Source organism: Pseudomonas sp. WS 5079 (genome assembly GCF_012985465.1).
Taxonomy (GTDB): Bacteria; Pseudomonadota; Gammaproteobacteria; order Pseudomonadales; family Pseudomonadaceae; genus Aquipseudomonas.
In genome coordinates this window covers 317,769-343,127 of the sequence record NZ_JAAQWN010000004.1, presented here as the reverse complement: position 1 = coordinate 343,127, position 25,359 = coordinate 317,769, and the positions used below count along the sequence as shown (strand labels likewise).

Annotated in this window: 25 protein-coding genes; 15 read left to right on the top strand and 10 right to left on the bottom strand. The window is 63.1% G+C overall.

All coding sequences use genetic code 11. The features are described 5' to 3' along the window. The first annotated feature begins 2 nt into the window (after positions 1–2). Complete coding sequence (locus HBO05_RS13130; RefSeq protein WP_115127676.1) at positions 3–398, top strand: hypothetical protein; 396 nt, start codon at positions 3–5, stop codon at positions 396–398. A gap of 856 nt (positions 399–1,254) precedes the next feature. On the opposite strand, the gene HBO05_RS13125 is transcribed toward HBO05_RS13130, so the two are convergent. Continuing rightward, positions 1,255–1,422, bottom strand: a complete 168-nt coding sequence (locus HBO05_RS13125) for a hypothetical protein (RefSeq protein ID WP_170042572.1) — start codon at positions 1,420–1,422, stop codon at positions 1,255–1,257. 540 nt (positions 1,423–1,962) lie between these two features. On the opposite strand from HBO05_RS13125, the gene phnC reads away from it, so the two are divergent. The 14 genes from phnC (at position 1,963) to HBO05_RS13055 (ending at position 14,212) form a co-directional block, all read left to right on the top strand. Beyond that, positions 1,963–2,796, top strand: coding sequence for a phosphonate ABC transporter ATP-binding protein (gene phnC, locus HBO05_RS13120; RefSeq protein WP_170056965.1), 834 nt, complete (start codon positions 1,963–1,965; stop codon positions 2,794–2,796). A 32-nt stretch (positions 2,797–2,828) separates the two neighbouring features. Continuing rightward, positions 2,829–3,830, top strand: coding sequence for a phosphonate ABC transporter substrate-binding protein (gene phnD, locus HBO05_RS13115; RefSeq protein ID WP_172312841.1), 1,002 nt, complete (start codon positions 2,829–2,831; stop codon positions 3,828–3,830). Between the two features lie 174 nt (positions 3,831–4,004). After that, positions 4,005–4,787 (top strand): phosphonate ABC transporter, permease protein PhnE, encoded by a 783-nt coding sequence (gene phnE, locus HBO05_RS13110; RefSeq protein WP_172312839.1) that lies wholly within the window; start codon positions 4,005–4,007, stop codon positions 4,785–4,787. A gap of 36 nt (positions 4,788–4,823) precedes the next feature. Further along, positions 4,824–5,528 carry a phosphonate metabolism transcriptional regulator PhnF gene (gene phnF / locus HBO05_RS13105; protein ID WP_172312837.1) on the top strand — a complete coding sequence of 235 codons (705 nt, stop codon included), beginning with the start codon at positions 4,824–4,826 and terminating at the stop codon, positions 5,526–5,528. Between the two features lie 11 nt (positions 5,529–5,539). Continuing rightward, positions 5,540–5,977, top strand: a complete 438-nt coding sequence (gene phnG / locus HBO05_RS13100; protein ID WP_172312835.1) for a phosphonate C-P lyase system protein PhnG — start codon at positions 5,540–5,542, stop codon at positions 5,975–5,977. After that, the gene (gene phnH, locus HBO05_RS13095; RefSeq protein ID WP_172312833.1) at positions 5,977–6,567 is read left to right on the top strand and encodes a phosphonate C-P lyase system protein PhnH; all 591 of its coding nucleotides are present in this window, start codon (positions 5,977–5,979) and stop codon (positions 6,565–6,567) included. Before phnG ends, phnH begins: the two co-directional genes overlap by 1 nt. Then, on the top strand, positions 6,567–7,643 hold the full coding sequence (locus HBO05_RS13090) for a carbon-phosphorus lyase complex subunit PhnI (protein WP_172312832.1): 1,077 nt from the start codon (positions 6,567–6,569) through the stop codon (positions 7,641–7,643). Before phnH ends, HBO05_RS13090 begins: the two co-directional genes overlap by 1 nt. Then, positions 7,636–8,478 carry an alpha-D-ribose 1-methylphosphonate 5-phosphate C-P-lyase PhnJ gene (locus HBO05_RS13085; protein ID WP_169956425.1) on the top strand — a complete coding sequence of 281 codons (843 nt, stop codon included), beginning with the start codon at positions 7,636–7,638 and terminating at the stop codon, positions 8,476–8,478. Before HBO05_RS13090 ends, HBO05_RS13085 begins: the two co-directional genes overlap by 8 nt. Next, on the top strand, positions 8,475–9,248 hold the full coding sequence (gene phnK / locus HBO05_RS13080) for a phosphonate C-P lyase system protein PhnK (RefSeq protein WP_346343157.1): 774 nt from the start codon (positions 8,475–8,477) through the stop codon (positions 9,246–9,248). The genes HBO05_RS13085 and phnK overlap by 4 nt, the downstream gene beginning before the upstream one ends. Then, positions 9,245–9,967 carry a phosphonate C-P lyase system protein PhnL gene (phnL, locus tag HBO05_RS13075; RefSeq protein WP_172312830.1) on the top strand — a complete coding sequence of 241 codons (723 nt, stop codon included), beginning with the start codon at positions 9,245–9,247 and terminating at the stop codon, positions 9,965–9,967. The genes phnK and phnL overlap by 4 nt, the downstream gene beginning before the upstream one ends. Beyond that, positions 9,957–11,102 carry an alpha-D-ribose 1-methylphosphonate 5-triphosphate diphosphatase gene (locus tag HBO05_RS13070; RefSeq protein ID WP_172312828.1) on the top strand — a complete coding sequence of 382 codons (1,146 nt, stop codon included), beginning with the start codon at positions 9,957–9,959 and terminating at the stop codon, positions 11,100–11,102. Before phnL ends, HBO05_RS13070 begins: the two co-directional genes overlap by 11 nt. After that, positions 11,102–11,668, top strand: a complete 567-nt coding sequence (gene phnN / locus HBO05_RS13065) for a phosphonate metabolism protein/1,5-bisphosphokinase (PRPP-forming) PhnN (RefSeq protein WP_172312826.1) — start codon at positions 11,102–11,104, stop codon at positions 11,666–11,668. The genes HBO05_RS13070 and phnN overlap by 1 nt, the downstream gene beginning before the upstream one ends. Continuing rightward, a complete protein-coding gene (phnP, locus tag HBO05_RS13060; RefSeq protein ID WP_170056971.1) occupies positions 11,659–12,408 on the top strand; it encodes a phosphonate metabolism protein PhnP in 750 nt (249 codons plus the stop codon). The genes phnN and phnP overlap by 10 nt, the downstream gene beginning before the upstream one ends. A 439-nt stretch (positions 12,409–12,847) precedes the next feature. Continuing rightward, positions 12,848–14,212, top strand: coding sequence for a M10 family metallopeptidase C-terminal domain-containing protein (locus HBO05_RS13055; protein WP_172312824.1), 1,365 nt, complete (start codon positions 12,848–12,850; stop codon positions 14,210–14,212). 42 nt (positions 14,213–14,254) lie between these two features. Here HBO05_RS13055 and HBO05_RS13050 read toward each other — a convergent pair whose 3' ends face one another. From HBO05_RS13050 to gcl, 9 genes are all read right to left on the bottom strand, one after another. Next, positions 14,255–15,451, bottom strand: coding sequence for an MFS transporter (locus HBO05_RS13050; protein ID WP_172312822.1), 1,197 nt, complete (start codon positions 15,449–15,451; stop codon positions 14,255–14,257). Positions 15,452–15,694: 243 nt separating this feature from the next. After that, positions 15,695–16,699, bottom strand: coding sequence for a sulfate ABC transporter substrate-binding protein (locus tag HBO05_RS13045; protein ID WP_169956439.1), 1,005 nt, complete (start codon positions 16,697–16,699; stop codon positions 15,695–15,697). A 93-nt stretch (positions 16,700–16,792) separates the two neighbouring features. After that, positions 16,793–17,617 (bottom strand): ion transporter, encoded by an 825-nt coding sequence (locus tag HBO05_RS13040; protein ID WP_169956441.1) that lies wholly within the window; start codon positions 17,615–17,617, stop codon positions 16,793–16,795. Between the two features lie 31 nt (positions 17,618–17,648). After that, positions 17,649–18,524, bottom strand: a complete 876-nt coding sequence (locus HBO05_RS13035; protein WP_170056973.1) for an urea transporter — start codon at positions 18,522–18,524, stop codon at positions 17,649–17,651. A 120-nt stretch (positions 18,525–18,644) separates the two neighbouring features. Next, positions 18,645–20,060 carry a pyruvate kinase gene (gene pyk / locus HBO05_RS13030; RefSeq protein ID WP_169956445.1) on the bottom strand — a complete coding sequence of 472 codons (1,416 nt, stop codon included), beginning with the start codon at positions 20,058–20,060 and terminating at the stop codon, positions 18,645–18,647. Beyond that, positions 20,050–21,330 (bottom strand): glycerate kinase, encoded by a 1,281-nt coding sequence (locus HBO05_RS13025; protein ID WP_169956447.1) that lies wholly within the window; start codon positions 21,328–21,330, stop codon positions 20,050–20,052. The genes pyk and HBO05_RS13025 overlap by 11 nt, the downstream gene beginning before the upstream one ends. A gap of 168 nt (positions 21,331–21,498) precedes the next feature. Next, positions 21,499–22,389: a 2-hydroxy-3-oxopropionate reductase gene (locus tag HBO05_RS13020; protein ID WP_172312820.1), complete on the bottom strand. Its 891-nt coding sequence runs from the start codon at positions 22,387–22,389 to the stop codon at positions 21,499–21,501. Positions 22,390–22,562: 173 nt separating this feature from the next. Next, a complete protein-coding gene (gene hyi / locus HBO05_RS13015) occupies positions 22,563–23,345 on the bottom strand; it encodes a hydroxypyruvate isomerase (protein ID WP_169956451.1) in 783 nt (260 codons plus the stop codon). A gap of 10 nt (positions 23,346–23,355) precedes the next feature. Beyond that, positions 23,356–25,131: a glyoxylate carboligase gene (gene gcl / locus HBO05_RS13010; RefSeq protein ID WP_057438849.1), complete on the bottom strand. Its 1,776-nt coding sequence runs from the start codon at positions 25,129–25,131 to the stop codon at positions 23,356–23,358. Positions 25,132–25,359: the final 228 nt, after the last annotated feature.

Sequence of the window (25,359 nt, the reverse complement as noted above, 5' to 3'; positions counted from 1 at the left end):
CCATGACCGCCATCGCTCGTATCACCCTGCTCAGCCTGGTATTGGGCTTGAGCGCTTGCGCGGTTCATCGGCCACCTCCTGCCCCTACGGGCCCGACCATTCCACCGTCGGGCCCCTCGACCCAGCCGGTAACCAAACCTTCCGGCCCGGTCACCGCCCCCGCCAAGCCCTTGCCGAGCAAGTCCCCGACCTTCGCCCCACCCCCCGGCGCTGCCAGCCACTGGGACGGCAAGATGCAGGTGTACGTGCTGGACGAACAACCGGACACCTTCTATCGCCAGCGCACCTATTACCGCTGGAGCAACGGCTGGAGCCGCTCCATCAGCCCGAATGGGCCCTGGGAAGAGACAAATGTGCAGGGTGTACCGCCTGGGTTGAGCAAGCAGTACGCAAAATGATCTAAGGCGACCTTCAAACGGTCGCCTTTTTTTATGACTTGAAATCCAATCCAAATGTGGGAGCTGGCTTGCCGGGTCGCCGCATCGCAGCATAGGTATCTACACGGCTTGCTCTTTTTGGTTATTGGGTGTGAGTACATATCCGTTGCTGCGGTAACGGCGGCTATTGGTTCCGCCCTTACGGCGGGTCACTTTCGAAGAGCGCGAAAGTAACCAAAGGGCTCTTGCCCCACCACTCGGTGCCTCGCCTAGGCTCGGCATGCCCGCAGTCAGGCATTGCTCCGTGGGCCCGCCGCGATCGGCCATCCATGGCCGTGTCGCGGCTACCCCGGCATCCTGCCGGGGTGCCCACTGCGCAATACCTGCCTGCGGCCAGCGTGGTTTGACGGGGCGCCTAAGATCAAAAGCCAGATCAAAAGCAGTGCAACAGCAGAGCAACAGCAAAGCCAGAGCGCGAAGCTGCATTCCCCTGTAGGAGCTGGCTTGCCTGCGATGGCGGTGTATCAGCCAATACATTTATCGACTGATACACCGCCATCGCAGGCAAGCCAGCTCCTACAGGAGTCCGCGCACGCCTCGATGATCAGGTCGGCTGTCAGGCCGCCTCGCTTTGCTTGTGATTTTGATCTTAGGCACACCGAGGCTAGGCGAGGTGCCGAGTGGTGGGGCAAGAGCCCTTTGGTTACTTTGGGCTGGGCTGGCACTCCGGCTCTTTTCCAAAGTGACCCGCCGTCAGGGCGGAACCCTAAGTGGCCGTAACCGCAGCAATGGATATGTACACAGACCGAGAAGAGAGTTGTGTAGATACCTATGGCCATCGCAAGCAAGCCAGCCCCCACAGGGATTTACTTGGCCGTCAGGCCGCCGGGCATTCCCGGTGCAACGCTGCCTCGACTAACAACTGCGCCATCTCGATCAATTGCACCACCGCCATCACCTGCTTACGGCTCGAGCCTTCAAGATGCTCGGTGCAGTCGTACGCACTGACCGCCGCCGACTCGAGCATTTCACAGGCGTTGCTCAACGCCTCTTCGGTGCTGAGACCGGCTGCGAATGCAGTGCGTATTGCTTGAACGCACGTTGTGCCGCTTCGTGGAGTTTGCTGTCGTTCAGGGAGTAGCCCGGGCTAGGCGTGACTTTTCCATACGGTTGCTCCTGGAGTTAAAGGAGCCGCCACAATCACTTCCACATGATGGGTGGCGACTGTACGCAGGTGTGGAAGACCGGACTCCAGGACCCCGGCGCACGCGAAGATGCCCCGCGCACAGCCGCCATATAGCTGCGTGAAAAAGGGCGACGACCGAGGAATGGAGACCCGGCAGGGCTGGGCCCTCCTGCGTACAGCTCGCCCAATATGATGTGTGCCTGTTAAATGATGAACCGTAGGGAATGATCCTCATATGCATGGGAATTGTCCTTCGGCTGTTCCAACCTTTCATAAAACCTTCATCAAACCGCCCCCCTGCCGTCATGTGCAAGTCATAGCCCTGACACCTCCCGCGCCTACTGTCGTTTGAACTCAAACACAGCCCCGCAAGGCTGTTCAAACCAGACAGAGAAGCCCATGAATCCCGCTATCCATGTCGATCGCCTGAACAAGACCTTTGCGAAGAAAACCGCGTTGGTCGACCTCGAACTCACCATCGCCAGCGGCGAGATGGTCGCCCTGATCGGTGCGTCCGGCTCCGGCAAGTCCACGTTATTGCGCCACCTCGCGGGGCTGGCCTGTTGCGACAAGGGCAACGGCGGCAGCGTCAAGGTGCTGGGCCGGGAGGTGCAGGCCAGTGGGCGGTTGAATGGCAAGGTGCGGCGGTTGCGCGCGGATATTGGCTACATCTTCCAGCAGTTCAACCTGGTCAATCGCCTGAGTGTGATCGACAACGTGCTGCTCGGTTGCCTGGGCCGGGTCCCGCGCTGGCGCGGCAACCTCGGGTTGTTCAATACCGAGGAAAAGCAGTTTGCCATGGAATCCCTGGCACGCGTCGGCCTGGCGGACCTGGCCCAGCAGCGCGCCTCGACCCTGTCCGGTGGCCAGCAACAACGGGTGGCGATTGCCCGGGCGTTGACCCAGCGTGCCGAAGTGATCCTCGCCGACGAACCCATCGCCTCCCTGGATCCGGAGTCGGCGCGCAAGGTCATGGAGATCCTCGCCGATATCAACCGCCGTGACGGCAAGACCGTGGTGGTGACCCTGCATCAAGTCGATTACGCCATGCGTTATTGCCCGCGCGCCGTGGCGCTCAAGGGCGGGCGCATTCATTTCGATGGGCAGGGCCGCGAGATGAGCAGCCAGTTTCTCAACGACCTGTACGGTGCCGACGTCGACACCAGCCTGATGTTTTGCGAACCGCCGCGCCGTTCCGAACTGCCCCAGCGCCTGGCCCTGGCCCGCGCTTGAACCCCCCCTCACGATCCCTAGGAGTCGCCTGCATGTTGAACCGTATCGGTCATGTTTTCCTGTCTGCCGTGTTGTTGGCCTGCGTCGCCATGGGCAATGCCCAGGCCGCCGACAAGGCTATCAACTTCGGCATCATGTCCACCGAGTCTTCGCAGAACCTCAAGAGCATCTGGCAGCCGTTTCTCGATGACATGCACAAGAAGACCGGCCTGACCATCAACGCCACCTTCGCCTCCGATTACGCCGGCCTGATCCAGGGCATGCGCTTTAACAAGGTCGATGTGGCCTGGCTCGGCAACAAGGCAGCGATGGAGGCGGTGGACCGCTCCAACGGCGAGATCTTCGCCCAGACCGCCGCCGCCAACGGCGCCGCCGGCTACTGGAGCCTGCTGATCGTACGCAAGGACAGCCCGCTCAACTCCGTCGAAGACATGCTCAAGAACGCCAAGAACCTGACCTTCGGCAATGGCGACCCGAACTCCACCTCGGGCTACCTGGTGCCGGGCTACTACGTGTTCGCCAAGAACAATGTGGATGCCGCCACCGCCTTCAAGCGCACGCTCAATTCCAGCCATGAAGTCAACGCACTGAGCGTGGCCAAGGGGCAGTTGGACGTGGCCACCTTCAACACCGAAAGCTGGGACCGCCTGGAAGTGACCCAGCCGGACAAGGCCGCCCAACTCAAGGTGATCTGGAAGTCGCCGCTGATCCCCGCCGACCCACTGGTGTGGAGCAAGGCCCTGACTGACAGCGAGAAGAGCAAGATCCGCGATTTCATCTTCAGCTACGGCGACACCGATGAAGAGAAGGCGGTGCTCAAGAACATGCAGTTGGGCAAGTTCCTCGCGTCCACTGACGACCAGTTGCTGCCGATCCGCCAGCTGGAACTGTTCAAGCAACGCACCACCATCAGTGCCGACAGCAAGCTGGCCGAGGCAGATAAAGCCAAGAAGCTGGCGCAGATCGACGCCGACCTGGCCACGCTGCAACAGCGCCTGAGCGAGCTGGACAAGAAACCCGCCGCCAACGGTTAACCCCCTGTGGGACCGGAGCCTATGTGTGAACGGGCTTGTGTGGGAGCGGGCTTGCTCGCGAAAGCGGTGAGTCAGTCGCTGGATGTGTTGAATGACACACCGCTTTCGCGAGCAAGCCCGCTCCCACCCACACACACACATAGGCCCAGCTCCAATAATTATCGAGAGTGATCCATGACGACCTTGCACGCTGAAGCCGTGGGTAAAAGAACCTGGCCGCAATACCTCGGCTGGGGCCTGTTCCTGGTGCTGCTGGCCTGGGCCTGGAAAGGCGCAGAAATGAACCCGCTGGCGCTGTACCGCGACTCGGGAAACATGGCGACCTTCGCCGCCGACTTCTTCCCGCCGGACTTCCACGAATGGCGCTCCTACCTCAAGGAAATGATCGTCACCGTGCAAATCGCCCTCTGGGGCACGGTGCTGGCGATTATCTGCTCGGTGCCCCTGGGCATCCTCTGCGCCGACAACATCACCCCCTGGTGGATTCACCAACCCCTGCGCCGGGTGATGGATGCCTTCCGTTCGATCAACGAAATGGTGTTTGCCATGTTGTTCGTGGTGGCGGTCGGGCTTGGTCCGTTTGCCGGTGTGTTGGCCCTGTGGATCAGCACCACCGGGGTACTTGCCAAGCTGTTTGCCGAAGCCGTCGAGGCCATCGACCCAGGCCCGGTGGAAGGGGTGCGCGCCACCGGTGCCAGCGCCTTGCAAGAGGTGATCTACGGCGTGATCCCGCAAGTCATGCCGCTGTGGGTGAGCTACGCGCTGTACCGCTTCGAGGCCAATGTGCGCTCGGCGACGGTGGTGGGCATGGTCGGCGCGGGCGGCATCGGCGTGATCCTGTGGGAGAACATCCGCGCCTTCCAGTTCGTACAGACCTGCGCGGTGCTGCTGGTGATCATCGTGGTGGTGAGCCTGATCGACGTGCTGTCCCAGCGCCTGCGCAAGCGGTTTATCTGACCTTGGAGGGGTGCCTGCGGGCGCTTTTTTTAAAGCATGCAGTTGTCTAGACAAGATGAACCGGTGTACCGCGAACTCGCCGATATCCTGCGCCGCGAACTCAGCGGCTACCAGGCCGGGGAGTTCCTGCCGGGCGAGGTGCAGTTGGCCGAACGCTTTGGCGTCAACCGCCACACCCTGCGCCGCGCCATTGATGAACTGGTGTTCGAAGGCAGCCTGCTGCGCCAGCAGGGCAAAGGCACCCAGGTGCTGGACCGGCCGCTGATCTACCCGATGGGCGCCGACACCGCCTACAGCCAATCGCTGTCGGCCCTGGGGCATGGCGTGCAGGCGCTGCTGCTCAAGCGCCGCTACTGCTACGCCAGCCGCGAAGAAGCGCAGTACCTGGGCATCGCCGAAATGGCGCCGATGATCGAGCTGCAAACCCTGCGCAAGCTCGACCAGCAGCCCGTCAGCCTGATCCGCCATCGCTACTGCGCCAGCCACGCGCCGTTGCTGGCGCACTACAACGGCGGCTCCCTGCGCCAGTACCTGCGCGAGCGCGACCTGCCGCTGACCCGCACCCTGAGCCTGATCGGTGCGCGCCTGCCCAACCGTGATGAAGCCGCGCTGCTGATGATGCCCCGGCACTTGCCGGCCTTGACCGTATTCACCCTTTCCCGCGATCGCGATGGCCGCCCGGTGGAGCTGGCGCAGTCCACCAGCCGTTCGGATCGCTTCCAGTACCAGGTGGTGACTTGATGGAGACCCCGATGAATCTGTCCCCGCGTCAGCATTGGATTGGCGTACTTGCCCGCGCCCAGCTCAATGAACTGCAACCCCACGAAGCGGCATTGAAGGACGCCGAGTACCAACTGATCCGCGCCCCGGAAATCGGCATGACCCTGGTGCGCGGGCGCATGGGCGGCAATGGCGCGCCGTTCAACGTCGGCGAAATGACGGTGACCCGCTGTGTGGTGCGCCTGGCCGATGGCCGCACCGGCTACAGCTGCCTGGCGGGGCGCGACAAGGTCCACGCCGAACTGGCGGCCCTGGCCGATGCCCATCTGCAAAACGCGCAGCCGAGCCCTTGGCTCACGGATTTGATCAGCGCCCTGGCCCAGGCCCAGGCCCGGCGTCGCGCGCAAAAAGAAGCCGACACCGCGGCCACCAAGGTCGAGTTCTTCACCCTGGTGCGAGGAGAAAACTGATGCACGCTCAATTATTGCAACCGGCGTTTGTCGACCCGGTACTGGACGCCCAGCGCAGTTTTCGCGCGGCGCTCAAGGCCTTGGCCGAGCCGGGTTTGCTCCAGCACTTGCCGGCAGCCCCGCACCTCGATGGCCTGGCGCCCGCCACCTATGCCTTGTGCCTGGCGCTGCTGGATGTCGACACGCCGCTGTGGCTGGCACCTGGCTTCGACACGCCGCTGATCCGCGCCAACCTGGCCTTCCACTGCGGCTGCCCGTTGGTCGCGCGTCGGGAGGAGGCTGCGTTTGCCTTGCTCGGCGAGCCGGACCTGCTCGACCTGAGCGGCTTCGACCACGGCAATGATCGCTACCCGGACCAGTCCTGCACCTTGCTGGTCCAGCTTACCGCCCTGGACGCCGGGCGCGCCTTGCTCTGGCGCGGCCCGGGCATCCAGGCCCAGCGCCGGGTGCAGGTGCCTGTGCCGCCGGTGTTCTGGCTGGAGCGCCAGCGCCGTGAAGCCTTCCCCCGTGGCCTGGACGTGTTGTTCAGCGCCGGCCATCACCTGCTCGGCCTACCGCGCAGCAGCCGCATCACACAGGAGCACGCCTGATGTACGTAGCCGTCAAGGGTGGCGAACAGGCCATCGACAATGCCCACCGCCTGCTGGCGAAAAAACGCCGGGGCGACCCGGCCGTGCCGGAGCTGCGCGTCGAGCAGATCCGCCAGCAACTGCCCCTGGCCGTGGCGCGGGTGATGAGTGAAGGCTCGCTGTACGACGAAGAGCTGGCCGCGCTGGCAATCAAGCAGGCGGCGGGGGACCTGGTAGAAGCGATCTTCCTGCTGCGCGCCTACCGCACCACGTTGCCGCGTTTCAGCCCGAGCCTGCCGATCGACACCGCGCAGATGTCGTTGAGCCGGCGGTTGTCGGCCACCTTCAAGGATGTGCCCGGCGGCCAGTTGCTCGGCCCGACCTTCGACTACACCCATCGCCTGCTGGATTTCGCACTGCTGGCCGAGGGTGAGTATCTAGGCCCGCAGACCACGGCGGATGCGCAACTCGAACCGTGTCCACGGGTGCTGGGGTTGCTGGCCAAGGAAGGCCTGATCAAGCACGAAGCCGACGACCACGCCCGTGTCGCTGACATCACCCGCGACCCGCTGGAGTTCCCCGCCAGCCGTGCCGAACGCCTGCAAGCCCTGGCCCGTGGCGATGAAGGGTTTTTGTTGGCGCTGGGCTATTCGACCCAGCGTGGCTACGGGCGCAATCACCCGTTTGCCGGGGAGATTCGTATCGGTGACGTAGAGGTCTGGATCGATCCCGAGGAGCTGGGCTTTGCCATTTGCCTGGGCAGCATCGAAGTCACCGAGTGCGAGATGGTCAACCAGTTTGTCGGCTCGGCCACCGAGTTGGCGCAGTTCACCCGCGGCTATGGCCTGGCGTTTGGGCATGCCGAGCGCAAGGCCATGGGCATGGCCCTGGTGGACCGCTCGCTGCGTGCCGAGGAGTACAGCGAAGAGATCGTCTCGCCGGCCCAGCGCGAAGAGTTCGTGCTGGCCCATTGCGACAACGTCGAGGCCGCCGGTTTTGTCTCGCACCTCAAACTGCCGCACTACGTGGACTTCCAGGCCGAACTGGAACTGATCCGCAAACTGCGCCAACCGGCCGAGGGCACCCGCCATGAATGACGCCGCCTACAACTTCGCCTACCTCGACGAACAGACCAAACGCATGATCCGTCGCGCCTTGCTCAAGGCCGTGGCGATTCCTGGCTACCAGGTGCCCTTTGGCGGGCGCGAGATGCCGTTGCCCTACGGCTGGGGCACCGGCGGCATGCAATTGACAGCGGCGATCCTCGGCGCCGACGACGTGCTCAAGGTCATCGACCAGGGCGCCGACGACACCACCAACGCCGTGTCCATCCGACGCTTTTTTGCGCGCACTGCCGGCATCGCCACCACCGAAGCCACCCCCGACGCCACGGTGATCCAGACCCGCCACCGCATCCCGGAAACCCCGCTGCAGGCCGGGCAGATCATGGTCTACCAGGTGCCGATCCCCGAGCCGCTGCGCTTTATCGAGCCTTCGGAAACCGAGACCCGCACCATGCACGCCCTCAACGATTACGGGGTGATGCACGTAAAACTCTACGAAGACATCGCCACCTTCGGCCACATCGCCACCGCCTATGCCTACCCGGTGATGGTCGACGAGCGCTATGTGATGGACCCCTCGCCGATCCCCAAATTCGACAACCCGAAACTCGACATGAGCCCGGCGCTGATGCTGTTCGGTGCCGGCCGCGAAAAGCGCCTGTACGCGGTGCCGCCGTACACCCAGGTCAGCAGCCTGGACTTCGAGGACCACCCCTTTGAGGTGCAGAAGTGGGAACACCACTGCGCCATCTGTGGCAGCCATGAATCGTTCCTCGACGAGCTGATTCTCGATGACGCCGGGACCCAGAGTTTTGTGTGTTCCGACACCTGGTACTGCGCCCAACGGGTCAAGGAGAACAACCAGTGAGCCAGCCGTTATTGCAAGTGCGCGACCTGTCCCTGCTGTATGGCCCGCAGAAGGGCTGCCAGGAGGTGAGTTTTGATCTGTACCCCGGCGAAGTGCTGGGGATTGTCGGCGAGTCCGGTTCGGGTAAATCCACCTTGCTCTCGCTGTTGAGCGGGCGCTTGCCGCCCCAGGCCGGCAGCGTCGGCTATCGCAGCAAGGACGGCGAATGGCTGGACCTCTACAGTGCCAGCGAAGCCGAGCGCCGCACCTTGTTGCGCACCGAATGGGGTTTTGTTGAACAGAACCCCCGCGACGGCCTGCGCATGGGCGTGTCGGCCGGCGCCAACATTGGCGAGCGCCTGATGGCCCAGGGCGTGCGCAACTACCAGCAACTGCGCGGCGCCGGCCTGGATTGGCTGGGCCAGGTGGAGATCGACCCGCAGCGCATCGACGACCTGCCGCGCACTTTCTCTGGCGGCATGCAGCAGCGCCTGCAAATCGCGCGCAACCTCGTTTCCAGCCCGCGCCTGGTGTTTATGGACGAGCCCACCGGTGGCCTCGATGTGTCGGTGCAGGCGCGCCTGCTCGACCTGCTGCGCGGCCTGGTGCGCGAGCTGGACCTGGCGGTGGTGATCGTCACCCACGACCTGGCGGTGGCGCGCCTGCTGGCCGATCGCCTGATCGTGATGCGTCGCTCGCGGGTGGTAGAAACCGGACTTACGGACCAGATCCTCGACGATCCACAGCACCCTTACTCTCAACTGCTGGTGTCCTCGGTATTGCAGCCATGACAAACGCCTTGATCGAGGTCCGCGACCTCTCGAAAACCTTCACCTTGCACCAGCAGAACGGCGTGGTGCTCAACGTACTGCGCGGGGTGGCGTTCAGCGTGCAGGGCGGTGAATGCCTGGTGCTGCACGGCCAGTCCGGTGCCGGTAAAAGCACCTTGCTGCGCACCTTGTATGGCAACTACCTGCCGGCCGGAGGCAGCATCCGCGTGTGGCATGCCGGGCAATGGCTGGAACTGGTGGGCGCAGCCCCCCGGGACATTCTCCAGGTACGCCAGCAGACCCTGGGCTATGTCAGCCAGTTTTTGCGGGTGATCCCCCGGGTTGCCTGCCTGGATGTGGTGATGGAGCCCGCGCTGGCCCGTGGCTGGACGAAGGCTGACGCCCAGGCCCGTGCCGAGCATTTGCTGGCGCGCCTGAATATCCCCCGGCGCCTCTGGCAACTGGCGCCGGGCACGTTCTCCGGGGGCGAGCAGCAGCGGGTCAATATCGCGCGTGGGTTCATGGTGGCTTGGCCGGTGATGTTGCTGGACGAACCGACAGCCTCCCTGGATGAGCGCAACCGCCAGGTTGTCCTGGAACTGATCAACGAAGCCAAGGCCGGCGGTGCCGCACTGATCGGCATCTTCCATGACCGTGCCGCCCGTGAGGCGGTGGCCGACCGCCATTTGGACATGACGCCCGCTGTGATCACCGATGAGGACTACGCCGATGCCCGCTGAACAGATCCTCAGTAATGCCCAGTTGGTTACCGCTGATCGTGTATTTCTCGGCAGCCTGGTGCTGCGTGACGGGGTGATCGTCGACCTCGCCGAAGGCCGCAGCCAGTTGCCCCAGGCCCAGGACGTGGGCGGTGATTTCCTGCTGCCGGGGTTGGTGGAGTTGCACACCGACAACCTGGAAAAACACATGACCCCGCGGCCCGGCGTGGACTGGCCGTCGACCTCGGCGGTGCTCAGCCATGATGCGCAGATCATCGCGGCCGGTATCACCACGGTGTTTGATGCGGTGTCCATCGGCGACGTGAACCCCAAGGGCAATCGCATGCAGAAACTGCCGGCGATGCTCAATGCCATTGCCTCGGCGCAAGAGGCCGGCCTGACCCGCGCCGAACACCGCCTGCACTTGCGTTGCGAGTTGTGCCACCCGGACACCTTGAGCGTGTTCCGCGATCTGGTGGAAAACCCGCTGGTGCAATTGGTGTCGGTGATGGACCACTCGCCGGGCCAGCGCCAGTTTGTGCTGCAGTCCAAGTACCGCGAGTACTACATGGGCAAGTACCACCTGGACGAGGCAACCATGGATGCGTTCGTGGTGCTGCAAATGGCCAACTCCAAGACCTACAGCGACCGCTACCGCGCCGCCATCGTCGAGCATTGCCTGGCGCGTGGCTTGTCGGTGGCCAGCCATGACGACGCGACCCTGGCCCATGTCGAGGAGTCGGCGCGCTACGGCATGAACATCGCCGAGTTCCCCACCACCCTGGAAGCGGCGCGCGGATGCCGGCAATTGGGCATGAAAGTGCTGATGGGCGCGCCGAACGTGGTGCGTGGAGGGTCCCACTCGGGTAATGTGGCCGCCGCCGGCCTGGCCGCGGAAGGATTGCTGGATATACTTTCCAGTGACTACTACCCGGCCAGCCTGTTGCCAGCGGCCTTTGCCCTGGCGGCCCAGGACAATGACTGCGATCTGCCCCAGGCGATCCAAATGATCAGCCTGGCCCCTGCGCACGCGGCGGGCCTCAGGGATCGCGGGGAAATTGCCCTGGGCCTGCGTGCGGACCTGGTGCAAGCCAGGGCCCAGGGCGGGCTGCCGGTAGTCCAACAAGTCTGGCGACAAGCCAAGAGGGTGTTTTGATGGCGGGCAGGTTGATCTATCTCATCGGGCCATCGGGTTCGGGCAAGGACAGCCTGTTGGATGCCGCGCGCGGGCCATTGGCCGAGCGCGGTTGCCGCATTGTGCGACGGGTCATCACCCGTTCGGCCGAAGCGGTGGGCGAGGCCGCCCAGGGTGTGAGCCCCGAGCAATTCGCCGCGCTGCAGACCGAGGGCGGCTTTGCCCTCAGTTGGCATGCCAATGGCCTGTCTTATGGCATTCCACGGCAGATCGACGACTGGCTGGCGGCTGGCGACGATGTGCTGGTCAATGGCTCCCGTGGCCATCTGGCGCAAACCCGCGCGCGTTATCCGACGTTGTTGGTGGTCTTGCTGACCGTGGACCAGGCGGTATTGCGCCAACGCTTGCTGGCGCGGGGGCGCGAGTCGGTGGCAGAAATCGACGCGCGTCTGGCACGCAATGCGCAGTTTCGCGACAGCCTGCAGGCCGCGCCCGGGGTATTGCTGCTGGATAACTCCGGGCCGTTGGCGCACACCGTCGTCCGGTTGCTCGAGTGTCTGGACGAGGGGCACTCGGCATGCGCCTGACCCTGCTGGGCACCGGCGACGCCCGCCAAGTCCCGGTGTATGGCTGCGAATGCGCGGCCTGCGTCCTGGCGCGCAGCGATGAGCGTTTGCGCCGCCGCGAGTGCAGCGCGCTGATCGAATGCGGCGACCAGCGTTGGTTGATCGACAGCGGCCTGACGGACCTGACCGAGCGTTTCCCGCCCCGCAGTTTCAACGGCATTTTGCAGACCCACTACCACGCCGATCATGCCCAGGGCCTGCTGCATCTGCGCTGGGGCCAGGGCCTGATCATCCCGGTGCATGGCCCGGCAGACCCCGAGGGCCTGTCGGACCTCTACAAACACCCCGGCATCCTCGATTTCAGCCAGCCCTTTGCCGAGTTCGAGACCCGGCAATTTGGCGAGCTGGCGGTCACCGCGTTGCCCCTGCAACATTCCAAGCCGACCTTCGGCTACCTGCTGCAAGGCCAGGGACGGCGCCTGGCCTACCTGACCGACACCACGGGGCTGCCCCCGGCGACCGTCGACTGGCTGCGGCGCGAGCCCCTGGACGTGCTGGTCATCGACTGCTCGATGCCACCGCAACCCCAGGCGCCGCGCAATCACAATGACCTGACCTTGGCCCTGCAATGCATCGACGCGTGCGGCGCCGAGCTTGGCGTGCTGACCCACGTCGGGCACACCCTGGATGCCTGGCTGTTGCAGCATCGCAGTGAACTGCCGCCGCATGTGACGGTGGGCTGGGATGGGCGGGTGCTCTAGCTCAAGGGGGACCTTGGGGTTACGCTGAAAATGGCGAGCGGATATTTCTCGGGATGGAGAACATGCCCCGTAGGGCATTCGGCTTTTGCTGGCATTTTTTTAATCGCCGTCAGCCACTTGAACGGGTTTTTTCGAGGTCGATTCACGGGGCCGGAGTGTAAGAGTCCATGTGTTTTGTGAGCAAATCCCACAGCAGGCCAAAACGTTTCAATCAGACTTAAAACCCAGGTGGCAAGGCAGGTTTCCTGCATGAAAGATTAGCCGCAGATGACGGTGGTCCAGGCAGTTTTCACTGATGTTGGGCGCTGTTACTCCAGCCACTAATCGTTTCGGAGATCGCCATGTGTCAGATAGGCCACGCAGGTACTCACCCAGCTCACCATCCAGCAGAAACGGACCCGCCGTCCAAGGCGCAGTTTTAGGGCGTGGAAAACGCTCCTTGAACACCGATCAGGTCGCAAGGCACCTGACGCGCAGTGGTATGCGCTTTTACGATCGAGACCGTGACGGCAAGACCCAGGTTTCTTTCAATCTTCGCGGGTTCACCGAACCACAGAAAGGCTGTGCCCGCCGGGCCATGGAGGCTTGGCAGGACGTGGCCGATATCAGCTTTCATGAAAATGCGCGCAAGGCAGATGGATCGATTCAAGTCACTGGTTCCAATCGCATGGAAAGTGGCGTGGCATGGGGTCCTGATCGGCATAACTCCGGCGCGCGCGCCATGATCGGGACACGCCGGGCGGCACATGCACCTCAGGAAGGGAGTTATTTCAACACCACCATGGTGCATGAGATCGGCCATTGCCTGGGGCTGGCCCACCCCGGGGAGTACAACGGCGGGGGGACGTACGAAAGGGATGCGACGTTCGCGCAGGACACCCGGGCCGGCACGGTCATGAGTTACTGGGCCGAGACCAAGCACGCCGGTCATGATTTCCGGGGGCTGATGCCCTCGGCACCGATGATGCATGACATCGCGGCGATTCAGAAAATGTATGGGGCCAACCACAAAACCCGTAGCACAGACACAACCTACGGCTTCAACTCCAATACCGGGCGTGACGTCCTGAGCCTCAAGAATGCACGCGAGGCGGCGCTGTTTTGTGTGTGGGACGGGGGCGGTAATGACACCCTGGATTTTTCCGGGTATGGGCAGAACCAGAAGATCGACCTCAATGCAGAATCATTCTCGGACGTCGGCGGCCTGCACGGTAACGTCTCCATCGCCAAGGGTGTGACCCTGGAAAATGCCGTCGGCGGTTCTGGCAATGATGTACTGACGGGCAATGATGCGGACAATCGCCTCAAGGGCGGCGCCGGGGCAGACAGGCTGCGCGGGGGGGAGGGCGCTGACACTTTCGTTTACGACAAGGCCAGTGACTCCACGCCGCGCAACCCTGATCGGATCGCGGATTTTACCAGTGGTACCGACAAGATCGATGTGTCCGGGGCCCTGAGAGAAGCCGGTATCAAGAGCCTCACGTTCTCCAGTCAATTCACCGGGAAGCCCGGCAATGCGGTGCTCAGCTACCAGGAGAGTACCGGGCGTGGCAGTCTGGCGATTGATATGAACGGCAATGGCAAACCTGATCTGCTGGTGATCACCACCGGCAAAATCGCACAGGCCGATATCGTGACGGGAGGGCAGGCGCCCACTCCGTCGCCGCGACCTACGCCTACGCCGGCCCCCGTACCGGAGCCAGGAACCAGCGCTTCGCTCCTTGCGACGGTAGCGAGTTTTCTCCAGCAAACCCTCACCATGTTCCAGTCGCTCTTGCGCATGTTGGAGAAGAGCCACCGGTGAACCCCAGGCCGGGGCCCGAGCGTACTGGCGTCGTGTCGAACGTCAGGCGCTCACCGCCGATGCCGCCCGAGACACACTCAAGAACCGCAACAGCGCCACCAGCGGGAACAGGCTGCCCACCACGATCACCCCAAGCCAGCCGCCGTGCTCATACACGCTGCTGGCAATCGCTGAGCCGAAGGCGCCGCCGATGAAAATGCTGGTCATGTACAGCGCGTTCAGGCGGCTGCGGCTATGGGCGTCGAGGGCGTAGATGCTGCGCTGGCCAAGGACCATGTTCATCTGCACGCAGAAGTCCAGGACCACGCCGGTCACCGCCAGGCCAATCACGCTGTAGATCGGGTGGATAAACGCCGGCAGAAAACTCAGTGCGGCAAACAGCATCGCCAGCAGCGAGGCGCGGTGGGTATGGCCAGCATCGGCCAGGCGCCCGCTGATAGGGGCGGCAATGGCGCCGAGGGCACCGACCAGGGCAAACAGGGCAATTTCGCTTTGGCTCAGCCCATGGTTACGCGACAGCTCCAGGGGCACGGCGGTCCAGAACAGGCTGAAGGCCGCAAACAGGCAACCCTGGTAGAACGCCCGTTGACGAAGCAACGGTTGTTCGCGCAGCAAGGTGCCCAACGAACGCAGCAACTGGGCATATCTGGCGCTGTGATCCGGCTGGCGCTTGGGCACGGTCAACAGCAGTACCACGCTGATCAGGACCATCATTGCCGCCGCCGCCATGAACATCGCGCGCCAGCCGAAGTGGTCAGCCACCAGGCTGGACACCGGCCGTGCCAGCAGGATGCCCAGCAACAGGCCGCCCATGATGCTGCCCACCACCCGGCCACGGGATTCGGCGGGCGCCAGGTGCGCGGCCAGGGGAATCAGAATCTGCACCGACACGGAGCTGAAGCCGATCAGCAACGACACCAGCAGGAACAGGTTCGGCTGCTCGGCAAAGGCCGCGCCCAGCAGGCTGGCAATGGCGACCACGGTGGTGATGATCATCAGCCGGCGGTTTTCCAACAGGTCGCCCAGCGGCACCAGGAAAAAAAGGCCCAGGGCGTAGCCGATCTGGGTCAGGGACACGATCAGGCTGGCCATGGCCGGCGTCAGGCCGATGTCCGGGGCAATCAGTTCAATGATCGGTTGGGCGTAGTAGATATTGGCGACGATAGCGCCGCAGCAGAACGCGAACAGCAGCACCATGCCACGGGTCATGGTGGCGGTCGCGGGCGGAGTAGCGGTCATGGTGTTCTCGTTAAAACGGGGAAGGAGGATGCGAAGGGTAAAGGGTAGGCGAGGGACGAGGTAAGTGTTACTGATGATTTCAGACATGCCTGGCATTAATGTCTTGCGCACAACCCAATGTGGGAGCGGGCTTGTCGGATCGCCGCATCGCCGCGATGGCGGCGTATCAGGTTAGAAATACCTGGCTGATACACCGCTGTCGCGAGCAAGCCCGCTCCCACATTGTTGAGCGTGTCCGGTCAGTTACTGGCCGTTGTAGATCTGGTCGAACACTCCACCATCATTGAAGTGGGTCTTCTGCACGGTGCGCCAGTCACCAAAGGTCTTCTCCACCGACAGGAAGTCGACTTTCGGGAAGCGATCGGTGTACTTGGCCAGCACCTTCGGGTCCCGTGGACGCAGGTAGTTGTTGGCTGCAATTTCCTGGCCTTCGGCCGACCACAGGTATTTCAGGTAGTCATCGGCCACTGCACGGGTGCCCTTTTTATCGACCACTTTGTCGACCACCGACACCGGCGGCTCGGCTTCGGCAGAGACGCTTGGGTAGATCACTTCGAACTGGTCGCGGCCGAATTCACGGGCAATCATTTCCGCTTCGTTTTCAAAGGTCACCAGCACGTCGCCGATCTGGTTGGTCATGAAGGTAGTGGTCGCGGCACGGCCACCGGTATCGAGCACCGGAGCTTGCTTGAACAGCTTGCCGACAAAGTCCTTGGCCTTGTTTTCATCGCCGCCGTTCTTGAGCACATAGCCCCAGGCCGACAGGTAGGTGTAGCGCCCGTTGCCGGAGGTCTTGGGGTTGGGCACGATCACCTGCACGCCATCTTTGAGCAAGTCCGGCCAGTCTTTGAGGGCCTTGGGGTTGCCCTTGCGCACGATAAACACGGTGGCGGACGTGAACGGTGCGCTGTTGTTCGGCAGGCGGGTGACCCAGTTGTCGGGCACCAGTTTGCCGTTGTCCGCCAGGGCATTGATGTCGGTGGCCATGTTCATGGTGATCACGTCAGCCGGCAGGCCGTCGATGACCGAGCGCGCCTGTTTGCTGGAACCGCCGAAGGACATCTGCAAGGTCAGCTTGTCGTTCGGGTGTTCGGCTTGCCAGTGCTTCTGGAACGCCGCGTTGTAGTCCTTGTAGAAGTCACGCATCACGTCATAGGAGACGTTGAGCAGGGTGGTCGAGGCGGCCTGGGCGCCGACAGACAGTGCGAGGCCTGCGGCCAGGAGCGAAGCGCTAACAAGTTTTTTCACTGCTCATTCCTTGTTGTTCGAGAAGGTAGTGGCTTATAGCCCACGACTATAGCCGGGGCGGCATAGACGCTTAAAGATTAAAAAGAACTTTGCTTATTCCACTTTTTTATAGAGCCCGTTGCCACAGCGTGAACAGAAGGCCGCATTGGGTTCGTGGCTGCTTTTCTGGCACACCGGGCAGTCGTGTTGCAGTTGCTCGCCGCGCATGGCGTTGGCCAGTTCGGCGGTAAAGATCCCGGTGGGCACGGCGATGATCGAGTAGCCGGTGATCATCACCAGCGAGGAGATCACCTGGCCCAGCGGGGTCTTGGGCACGATGTCGCCAAACCCCACGGTGGTCAGGGTCACGATAGCCCAGTAGATGCCCTTGGGGATGCTGGTAAAGCCGTGCTCCGGGCCTTCGATCACGTACATCAGGGTGCCGAACACCGTTACCAGGGTGCAGACGCTGACCAGGAACACCACGATCTTCTGCTTGCTGCCGCGCAGCGCCGACATCAGGTAGTTGGCCTGCTTGAGGTAGGGGCCGAGCTTGAGCACCCGAAAGATCCGCAACATGCGGATGATGCGGATAATCAGCAGGTACTGGGCGTCGCTGTAGTACAGGGCCAGGATGCCGGGGACGATGGCCAGCAAGTCCACCAGCCCGTAGAAACTGAAGGCATACCGCAACGGTTTGGGCGAGCAATACAGGCGCAGGCCGTACTCGATGAGGAAAATCAGCGTGAAGCCCCACTCGATATAGGCCAGCACATCGGCGTAGTTCTGGTGGATCTGGTCGATGCTGTCGAGCATCACGATCACCAGGCTGGCGAGGATGATCAGCAGCAAGATGCCGTCAAAACGCCGCCCGGCCACCGTGTCGCTCTGAAATACCATGACGTAGAGCCGCTGGCGCCAGTCGTTGTTGCTGTCCATGAAGTCCGCCTGAATCGTAGGTGTGCGAAGCCTAGGGGGATTCGAACGGGCTGTCCACGTTGACCCTGTGCCGCAGGCGCAACGTCGCGCGCACCAACCAGCAGGCGAGGATAAACGGTGCAGTCAGCGGCGCCAGGTGCAGGCCGGCAAAACCCGGGGCAAGCAGGCTGGCCAGGAGGATGCCGAGCAACGGCAGCCAGGGTTGGCGCCGGTAGTGGCTGAGGGCCAGGGCGGCAAGTGCCGGGTTATAGCTGTGCAGGCCGAGCAGGGCGCCGGCGGGATCGTCGAGCAGCAGGCCGAGCGCCACGCCGCTGCCGGCCCCGAGCATCGCCCACAGCGCCGCGCGAGGGCTGGCCAACAGCAGGCCAAGGGCGATCAGCAGGCCGGCCAGCGGTCGATCCAGCAGCACGACCTGGCCCAGCCCGACCAGTGGCGCGCTCAGCCAGTCCAGGGGAGTGGCGGCAATGAGGGGCAGGGTGGCCGGTGAGACCGTGCCGAGCAGCAGCCAGCCTAACCCGACGAAGGGCACCGTATAGGCGGGCAGGTCATCGCCATGGGCCATGCGCTTGACCCATTGCCGGGTCAGGATCGCACTCAGGCCGCCGCACGCCAGGATCAGCGGCGGCAGCAATGCTGACCAGGCAAAGTGCTGGCCGATCAGCAGCCCCAGTAACACACCGTTATAGCTATAGAGCCCGGCCTGGCGCTCGGCCTTGGGATAGTCGCGGCGCTGGGCCGTGAGCAGGCCGGCGACCCCGCCCAGCAGCGCACCGCCGAGCAGGGCCGGGGCGCAGGCGAGGATCGCCAGCAGGCAGAGCAGGCCACACAGCGGGTGGCGTTGCAGGAAGATCTGGCTGAAGCCGTTGAGCAGGGCTTCGGCCCAGTCGGGGCAGGTTGGGTTGGGCATGGTGGGTAAGTCAGTAAGACCGAGTTGCCCCCATCGCGAGCAACCCCGCTCCCACATTTTGATCTGCGAACACGGTCAAATGTGGGAGCGGGCTTGCCCGCGATAAGGCCCGAACAGACGCTAGATCAACGTCTCGATACGCAGCGAGTTGGTCGACCCCGGCTGCCCAAACGGCACCCCCGCAGTGATCAACAGCGTATCCCCACGCTGCGCCATGCCTTGGGCCTGGGCGATTTCCAGCGCTGTGGAACACACCTCGTCCACCTGCCGCAAGCGGTCATTGACCACCGAATGCACGCCCCAGGCCACGCTCAAGCGGCGCGCGGTGGACAGGTTCGGCGTGAGGTTGAGGATCGGCACCGCCGGCCGCTCCCGCGCCGCGCGCAGGCTGGAGCTGCCCGACTCGCTGTAGTTCACCAGCACCGCCACCGGCAGGATGCTGCTGATCCGGCGGATCGCGCAGCTGATGGCATCGGACACGGTGGCGTCGGCCTTGGGCCGGCTTACATCCAGTTGGGTCTGGTAGTCCGGGCCGTTCTCCACCTGGCGGATGATCTTGCTCATCATCTGCACGGCTTCCAGCGGGTATTCGCCGGACGCGGTTTCGGCCGAGAGCATCACCGCATCGGTGCCCTCGGCCACGGCATTGGCCACGTCCGTGACTTCGGCGCGGGTCGGGGCCGGCGAGAAACGCATGGATTCGAGCATCTGCGTGGCCACCACCACCGGTTTGCCCAGTTGGCGGCAGGTGCTGATGATGTCTTTCTGGATTTGCGGCACGCTTTCGGCCGGCACTTCCACACCCAGATCGCCTCTGGCGACCATGATCGCATCGCTCAGCTCGGCGATTTCCTGCAGGTGGCGCACCGCCGAGGGCTTCTCGATCTTCGCCATCAAGAACGCCTTGTCGCCGATCAGTTCGCGCGCTTCACGGATGTCTTCGGGGCGTTGTACAAACGACAGCGCCACCCAGTCCACGCCCAGTTCCAGGCCGAAACTCAGGTCGCGGCGGTCCTTGGCGGTCAGTGGGCTGAGCTCCAACAAGGCTTGTGGGACGTTCACCCCTTTACGGTCGGACAGTTCGCCGCCATTCAACACCGTGGTGTCGATCGCATCGGCATGCTTGGTAATCACCCGCAGGCGCAGCTTGCCGTCATCGAGCAACAGGTCCATGCCCGGTTCCAGGGCCTTGATGATTTCCGGGTGGGGCAGGTTGACCCGCCGCTGGTCGCCCGGCGTGGGGTCGAGGTCCAGGCGCAACGCCTGGCCACGCACCAGTTGCACCTTGCCCTCGGCGAAACGCCCGACCCGCAGCTTCGGCCCTTGCAGGTCCATCAGGATCCCCAGCGGGTAATTGAGCTGGCGCTCGACCTGGCGGATCCACTGGTAGCGCTGGGCATGGTCGGCGTGATCGCCATGGCTGAAGTTCAGGCGGAAGATATTCACCCCGGCTTCCACCAGCTCGCGGATGTCATCGATACCGTCGGTGGCTGGCCCCAGGGTGGCGAGGATTTTGACTTTCTTGTCAGGCGTCATGGGCAGCAGTCTCAAGTATCAAAATGGCGCGGAAGTCGTTGACGTTGGTACGGGTCGGCTCGGTGACGATCAGCGCGTCGAGTGCCGCGAAATAGCCGTAGCCATTGTTATTGTCCAACTCATCGCTGGCCGACAGGCCCAGGGCCTCGGCGCGGGCGTAGCTGGTGGGGGTCATGATTGCCCCGGCGTTGTCTTCGGAACCGTCGATGCCGTCGGTATCACCGGCCAGGGCGTACACGCCAGGCAGGCCCTTGAGGCTGTCGGTCAGGCTCAGCAGGAACTCGGCGTTGCGTCCGCCACGGCCATTGCCGCGCACGGTCACGGTGGTCTCGCCGCCGGAGAGGATCACGCAGGGCGCCGCCAGCGGCTGACCGTGCTGCACGATCTGCCGGGCGATGCCGGCGTGGACCTTGGCCACATCCCGCGCTTCGCCTTCCAGGTCGCCGAGGATCAGCGGGCTGAAGCCGGCCTGGCGCACTTTGACCGCCACCGCTTCCAAGGACTGTTGCGGCCGCGCGATCAATTGGAAATGGCTGCGCGCCAGGCACGGGTCACCGGGTTTGACGGTCTCTGACTCCGGGTTCTGCAACCAACTGCGCACCGAGGCTGGCACTTCGATCTGGTAACGCTTGAGGATCGCCAGGGCCTGTTGCGAGGTGCTCGGGTCGCCGACGGTCGGGCCGGAGGCAATCACCGTGGCCTGGTCGCCCGGCACATCGGAAATCGCGTAGGTGTAGACCGTGGCCGGCCAGGCGGCCTTGGCCAGTCGCCCGCCCTTGATCGCCGAGAGGTGCTTGCGCACGCAATTCATCTCGCCGATGGTCGCGCCGGATTTGAGCAGGGCTTTGTTGATGGCTTGTTTGTCGGCCAGGGTGATACCCGCCGCCGGCAACGCCAGCAGCGCCGAACCGCCGCCGGACAGGAGGAAGATCACACGGTCGTCTTCGCCAAGGTTGCTGATCAGTTCCAGCACGCGCTTGGCCACGGCCTGGCCAGCGGCATCGGGCACGGGGTGCGCGGCTTCGACCACTTCGATTTTCTGGCAGGGCGCGCCGTGGCCGTAGCGTGTGACCACCAGTCCCGAAACCTCGCCCTGCCAGCTGTTTTCCACGACCAGGGCCATGGCGGCCGCAGCTTTACCCGCGCCGATCACGATCACGCGGCCGCTGCGGTCGGCGGGCAGATAAGGTTCGAGGACTTGCCGGGGGTGGGCAGCGTCGATGGCTGTGGCAAACAGCTCGCGAAGCAGGTGTTGCGGATCGACCGACATAAGCGGGCTCCCGGGTTCTTGTTATTGGGTTTGCAACGTGGAATGAGGGCCAAATGTGGGAGCTGGCTTGCTTGCGATGGCGGTGTGTCAGGCGATTAATCTGTCACTGAACGACCGCTATCGCAGGCAAGCCAGCTCCTACCAGGGATTGCATTGAAAAAGGGGCGGTTACTTATCGCGAATCGAGAAATTCGCCATATGTTCCAGGCCCTTGATCAGCGCCGAATGGTCCCAGTTGCCGCCGCCAATCGCGGTGCAGGTGCTGAACACCTGCTGGGTGCCGGCGGTATTGGGCAGGTTGATCCCCAGCTCCTTGGCGCCGGCCAGGGCCAGGTTCAGGTCCTTCTGGTGCAGGTTGATCCGGAAACCCGGGTCGAAGGTGCCCTTGATCATCCGCTCGCCATGCACTTCGAGAATCTTCGAGGAGGCGAAGCCGCCCATCAGCGCTTCGCGGACCTTGGCCGGATCGGCGCCGTTTTTCGCGGCGAACAGTAGCGCTTCGGCCACCGCCTGGATGTTCAGGGCAACGATGATCTGGTTCGCCACCTTGGCGGTCTGGCCATCGCCATTGCCACCCACCAGGGTGATGTTCTTGCCCATGCTCTGGAACAGCACCAGGGCGCGTTCGAAGGTCTGCGGCTCGCCACCGACCATGATGCTCAGGGTCGCGGCCTTGGCGCCGACTTCACCGCCGGACACCGGCGCGTCGAGGTACTGCGCGCCAGTGGCGTTGATCTTGGCGGCAAAGGCCTTGGTGGCGGTGGGTGAGATCGAACTCATGTCGATCACCACTTTGTTCGGCGACAGGCCAGCGGCTACGCCGTCGGCGCGGAACAGCACGTCATCGACCTGGGGGGTATCGGGCACCATGACGATGATGAATTCCGCTTCCTGGGCCACTTGCTGCGGGTTGGCCAGGGCCACGGCACCGGCGGCGACCAGCTCGGCGGGCGCCTTGCCGTGGTGCTCGGAGAGGAACAGTTGGTGACCTGCTTTCTGCAGGTTCGCGGCCATGGGTTGGCCCATGATGCCGGTGCCGATAAAGCCGATTTTAGCCATGGTGAAGTCCTCTTTTTATTCTCTGTGCGAGCCTGGCCCGGTCTACCAGACCCAGGCGATCTAAATGTGGGAGCGGGCTTGCTCGCGATTGCGGTAGATCAGTCGACAAAAATGTTGAATGTCAGACCTTCGCGAGCAAGCCCGCTCCCACAGTTGGGTTGTGTGTATTTCGGTCAGATCGCGTTATGGCTCTTGAGCCAGCCAAGACCAGCCTCGGTAGTGGTCAACGGCTTGTACTCACAGCCGACCCAACCCTGATAGCCAATGCGCTCCAGATGCTCGAACAGGAACCGGTAGTTGATTTCACCGGTGCCCGGCTCGTTGCGCCCCGGGTTGTCCGCCAGCTGGATATGGTTGATCTGATCCAGGTGCGTGGCCATGGTGCGGGCCAGGTCGCCTTCCATGATTTGCATGTGATAGATGTCGTACTGCAGGAACAGGTTGGCGCTGCCCACCTGTTCGCGAATCGCCAGGGCCTGTGCGGTGTTGTTCAGGTAGAAGCCGGGAATGTCGCGGGTGTTGATCGCTTCCATCACCAGCTTGATGCCCACCGCTTGCAGCTTGTCGGCTGCGTACTTGAGGTTGGCGACGAAGGTTTTTTCCAGGGTGGCGTCGTCCACGCCGGCAGGGCGAATCCCCGCCAGGCAGTTGATCTGGGTATTGCCCAGTACCTGGGCGTAGGCGATGGCCAGGTTGACCCCAGCGCGAAACTCCTCGACCCGGTCCGGGTGGCAGGCCAGGCCGCGCTCGCCGCTGGCCCAGTCACCGGCCGGCAGGTTGAACAGCACTTGGGTCAAGCCGTGGGCGTCGAGCTGCGCCTTGATTTCGGCGGAGCTGAACTCGTAGGGGAACAGGTATTCCACCCCGCTGAAACCGGCATCGGCGGCGGCTTTGAAGCGGGCGAGAAAGTCCTGTTCGGTGAACAGCATGGACAGGTTGGCGGCAAAACGCGGCATGGGGTTCTCCTTAATCGAGCAATGAAATGGCAGTGGGTGCGTCGTTGCCCACCAGTGCCAGATCTTCGAATTCATTGACGGCGTTGATCTCGGTGCCCATGGAAATATTGGTCACGCGCTCCAGGATGATCTCGACAATCACCGGCACCTTGAACTCTTCGATCATTTCCTGGGCCTTGCGCAGCGCGGGCTGGATCTGGCCCGGCTCGAACACACGCAGGGCCTTGCAACCCAGGCCTTCGGCGACGGCAACGTGGTCGACGCCATAACCGTTGAGTTCCGGGGCGTTGAGGTTGTCGAAAGACAACTGTACGCAGTAGTCCATTTCAAACCCGCGTTGGGCCTGGCGGATCAGCCCCAGGTAGGAGTTGTTCACCACCACGTGGATGTACGGCAGCTTGAACTGCGCGCCCACGGCCAGCTCTTCGATCATGAACTGGAAGTCATAGTCGCCGGACAGCGCCACTACCTTGCGGCTCGGGTCGGCCTTGACCACGCCCAGCGCAGCGGGGATGGTCCAGCCCAGCGGGCCGGCCTGGCCGCAGTTGATCCAGTGGCGTGGCTTGTAGACGTGCAGGAACTGCGCACCGGCAATCTGCGACAGGCCAATGGTGCTGACGTAGCAGGTGTCTTTGCCGAACACCTGGTTCATCTCTTCGTACACCCGTTGCGGCTTGACCGGGACGTTGTCGAAGTGGGTCTTGCGGTGCAGGGTGGCTTTGCGCTGCTGGCAATCGTGCAGCCAGGCGCTGCGATCCTTGAGCTTGCCGGCGGCTTTCCACTCGCGGGCCACTTCGATAAACATCGTCAGCGCGGCACCGGCGTCGGACACGATGCCCAGGTCCGGGGTGAACACCCGGCCGATTTGCGTCGGTTCGATGTCGACGTGAATGAACTTGCGACCCTCGGTGTACACCTCCACCGAGCCGGTGTGACGGTTGGCCCAACGGTTGCCGACACCCAGGACCACGTCGGACTTGAGCATCGTAGCGTTGCCATAACGGTGCGAGGTTTGCAGGCCGACCATGCCCACCATCAGTGGGTGATCGTCGGGAATGGTGCCCCAGCCCATCAGCGTCGGGATCACCGGGATACCGGTCAGCTCGGCGAATTCCACCAACAGTTCGCTGGCGTCGGCATTGATCACGCCGCCACCGCTGACCAGCAGCGGGCGCTCGGCCTGATCGAGCATCGCCAGGGCCTTCTCGACCTGGATCCGCGTGGCCAGTGGCTTGGCCAGGGGCAGCGGCTGGTAGGCGTCGATGTCGAACTCGATCTCGGCCATCTGCACATCGAATGGCAAGTCGATCAGCACCGGGCCGGGGCGGCCGGAGCGCATTTCATAGAAGGCTTTCTGGAACGCATACGGCACCTGGCCAGGTTCCAGCACGGTGGTTGCCCACTTGGTCACTGGCTTGACGATGCTGGTGATGTCCACGGCCTGGAAGTCTTCCTTGTGCATGCGGGCACGGGGCGCTTGCCCGGTGATGCACAGGATCGGGATCGAATCGGCCGAGGCGCTGTACAGGCCGGTGACCATGTCGGTGCCCGCCGGGCCCGAAGTGCCGATGCACACGCCGATATTGCCGGCCTTGGTGCGGGTATACCCCTCGGCCATGTGCGAAGCGCCTTCCACGTGGCGAGCGAGGACGTGATCGATGCCGCCGACCTTTTGCAGGGCCGAATACAACGGGTTGATCGCAGCGCCTGGGATGCCGAAGGCGGTATCTACACCCTCACGACGCATCACCAGGACAGCGGCTTCGATTGCTCTCATTTTGCTCATGGTTTTGGTGCCTCTTGCGTTTTGTAATTGTATACAAGTGGTGTTGCTTCAAAGTGTATTCACGGCGAGCTACGCAGGTCAATCCATTTTATTCTCGGGCCTGTGCATTCGTCGGAAGGCTTTTTAGCGGGAGTATTTCGACGTGTGGTGCGTATGTTTCGAAATATTGTATACAAAAAATAAATCTATTGTGTTCTATTTGTTGCATCCGGCTTCTGATCAATCAGA

What these genes read in the sequence shown, in the direction of transcription:
- HBO05_RS13050 (WP_172312822.1), bottom strand. Translation starts at nt 15,451, where the DNA reads ATGACCGCTACTCCGCCCGCGACCGCCACCATGACCCGTGGCATGGTG.
- hyi (WP_169956451.1), bottom strand. Translation starts at nt 23,345, where the DNA reads ATGCCGCGTTTTGCCGCCAACCTGTCCATGCTGTTCACCGAACAGGAC.
- HBO05_RS13020 (WP_172312820.1), bottom strand. Translation starts at nt 22,389, where the DNA reads ATGGCTAAAATCGGCTTTATCGGCACCGGCATCATGGGCCAACCCATG.
- HBO05_RS13070 (WP_172312828.1), top strand. Translation starts at nt 9,957, where the DNA reads ATGCCCGCTGAACAGATCCTCAGTAATGCCCAGTTGGTTACCGCTGAT.
- gcl (WP_057438849.1), bottom strand. Translation starts at nt 25,131, where the DNA reads ATGAGCAAAATGAGAGCAATCGAAGCCGCTGTCCTGGTGATGCGTCGT.
- phnP (WP_170056971.1), top strand. Translation starts at nt 11,659, where the DNA reads ATGCGCCTGACCCTGCTGGGCACCGGCGACGCCCGCCAAGTCCCGGTG.
- phnE (WP_172312839.1), top strand. Translation starts at nt 4,005, where the DNA reads ATGACGACCTTGCACGCTGAAGCCGTGGGTAAAAGAACCTGGCCGCAA.
- phnN (WP_172312826.1), top strand. Translation starts at nt 11,102, where the DNA reads ATGGCGGGCAGGTTGATCTATCTCATCGGGCCATCGGGTTCGGGCAAG.
- HBO05_RS13090 (WP_172312832.1), top strand. Translation starts at nt 6,567, where the DNA reads ATGTACGTAGCCGTCAAGGGTGGCGAACAGGCCATCGACAATGCCCAC.
- phnL (WP_172312830.1), top strand. Translation starts at nt 9,245, where the DNA reads ATGACAAACGCCTTGATCGAGGTCCGCGACCTCTCGAAAACCTTCACC.
- phnF (WP_172312837.1), top strand. Translation starts at nt 4,824, where the DNA reads ATGCAGTTGTCTAGACAAGATGAACCGGTGTACCGCGAACTCGCCGAT.
- phnC (WP_170056965.1), top strand. Translation starts at nt 1,963, where the DNA reads ATGAATCCCGCTATCCATGTCGATCGCCTGAACAAGACCTTTGCGAAG.
- phnH (WP_172312833.1), top strand. Translation starts at nt 5,977, where the DNA reads ATGCACGCTCAATTATTGCAACCGGCGTTTGTCGACCCGGTACTGGAC.
- HBO05_RS13085 (WP_169956425.1), top strand. Translation starts at nt 7,636, where the DNA reads ATGAATGACGCCGCCTACAACTTCGCCTACCTCGACGAACAGACCAAA.
- HBO05_RS13025 (WP_169956447.1), bottom strand. Translation starts at nt 21,330, where the DNA reads ATGTCGGTCGATCCGCAACACCTGCTTCGCGAGCTGTTTGCCACAGCC.
- phnD (WP_172312841.1), top strand. Translation starts at nt 2,829, where the DNA reads ATGTTGAACCGTATCGGTCATGTTTTCCTGTCTGCCGTGTTGTTGGCC.
- HBO05_RS13035 (WP_170056973.1), bottom strand. Translation starts at nt 18,524, where the DNA reads ATGCCCAACCCAACCTGCCCCGACTGGGCCGAAGCCCTGCTCAACGGC.
- HBO05_RS13040 (WP_169956441.1), bottom strand. Translation starts at nt 17,617, where the DNA reads ATGGACAGCAACAACGACTGGCGCCAGCGGCTCTACGTCATGGTATTT.
- phnG (WP_172312835.1), top strand. Translation starts at nt 5,540, where the DNA reads ATGAATCTGTCCCCGCGTCAGCATTGGATTGGCGTACTTGCCCGCGCC.
- pyk (WP_169956445.1), bottom strand. Translation starts at nt 20,060, where the DNA reads ATGACGCCTGACAAGAAAGTCAAAATCCTCGCCACCCTGGGGCCAGCC.
- HBO05_RS13130 (WP_115127676.1), top strand. Translation starts at nt 3, where the DNA reads ATGACCGCCATCGCTCGTATCACCCTGCTCAGCCTGGTATTGGGCTTG.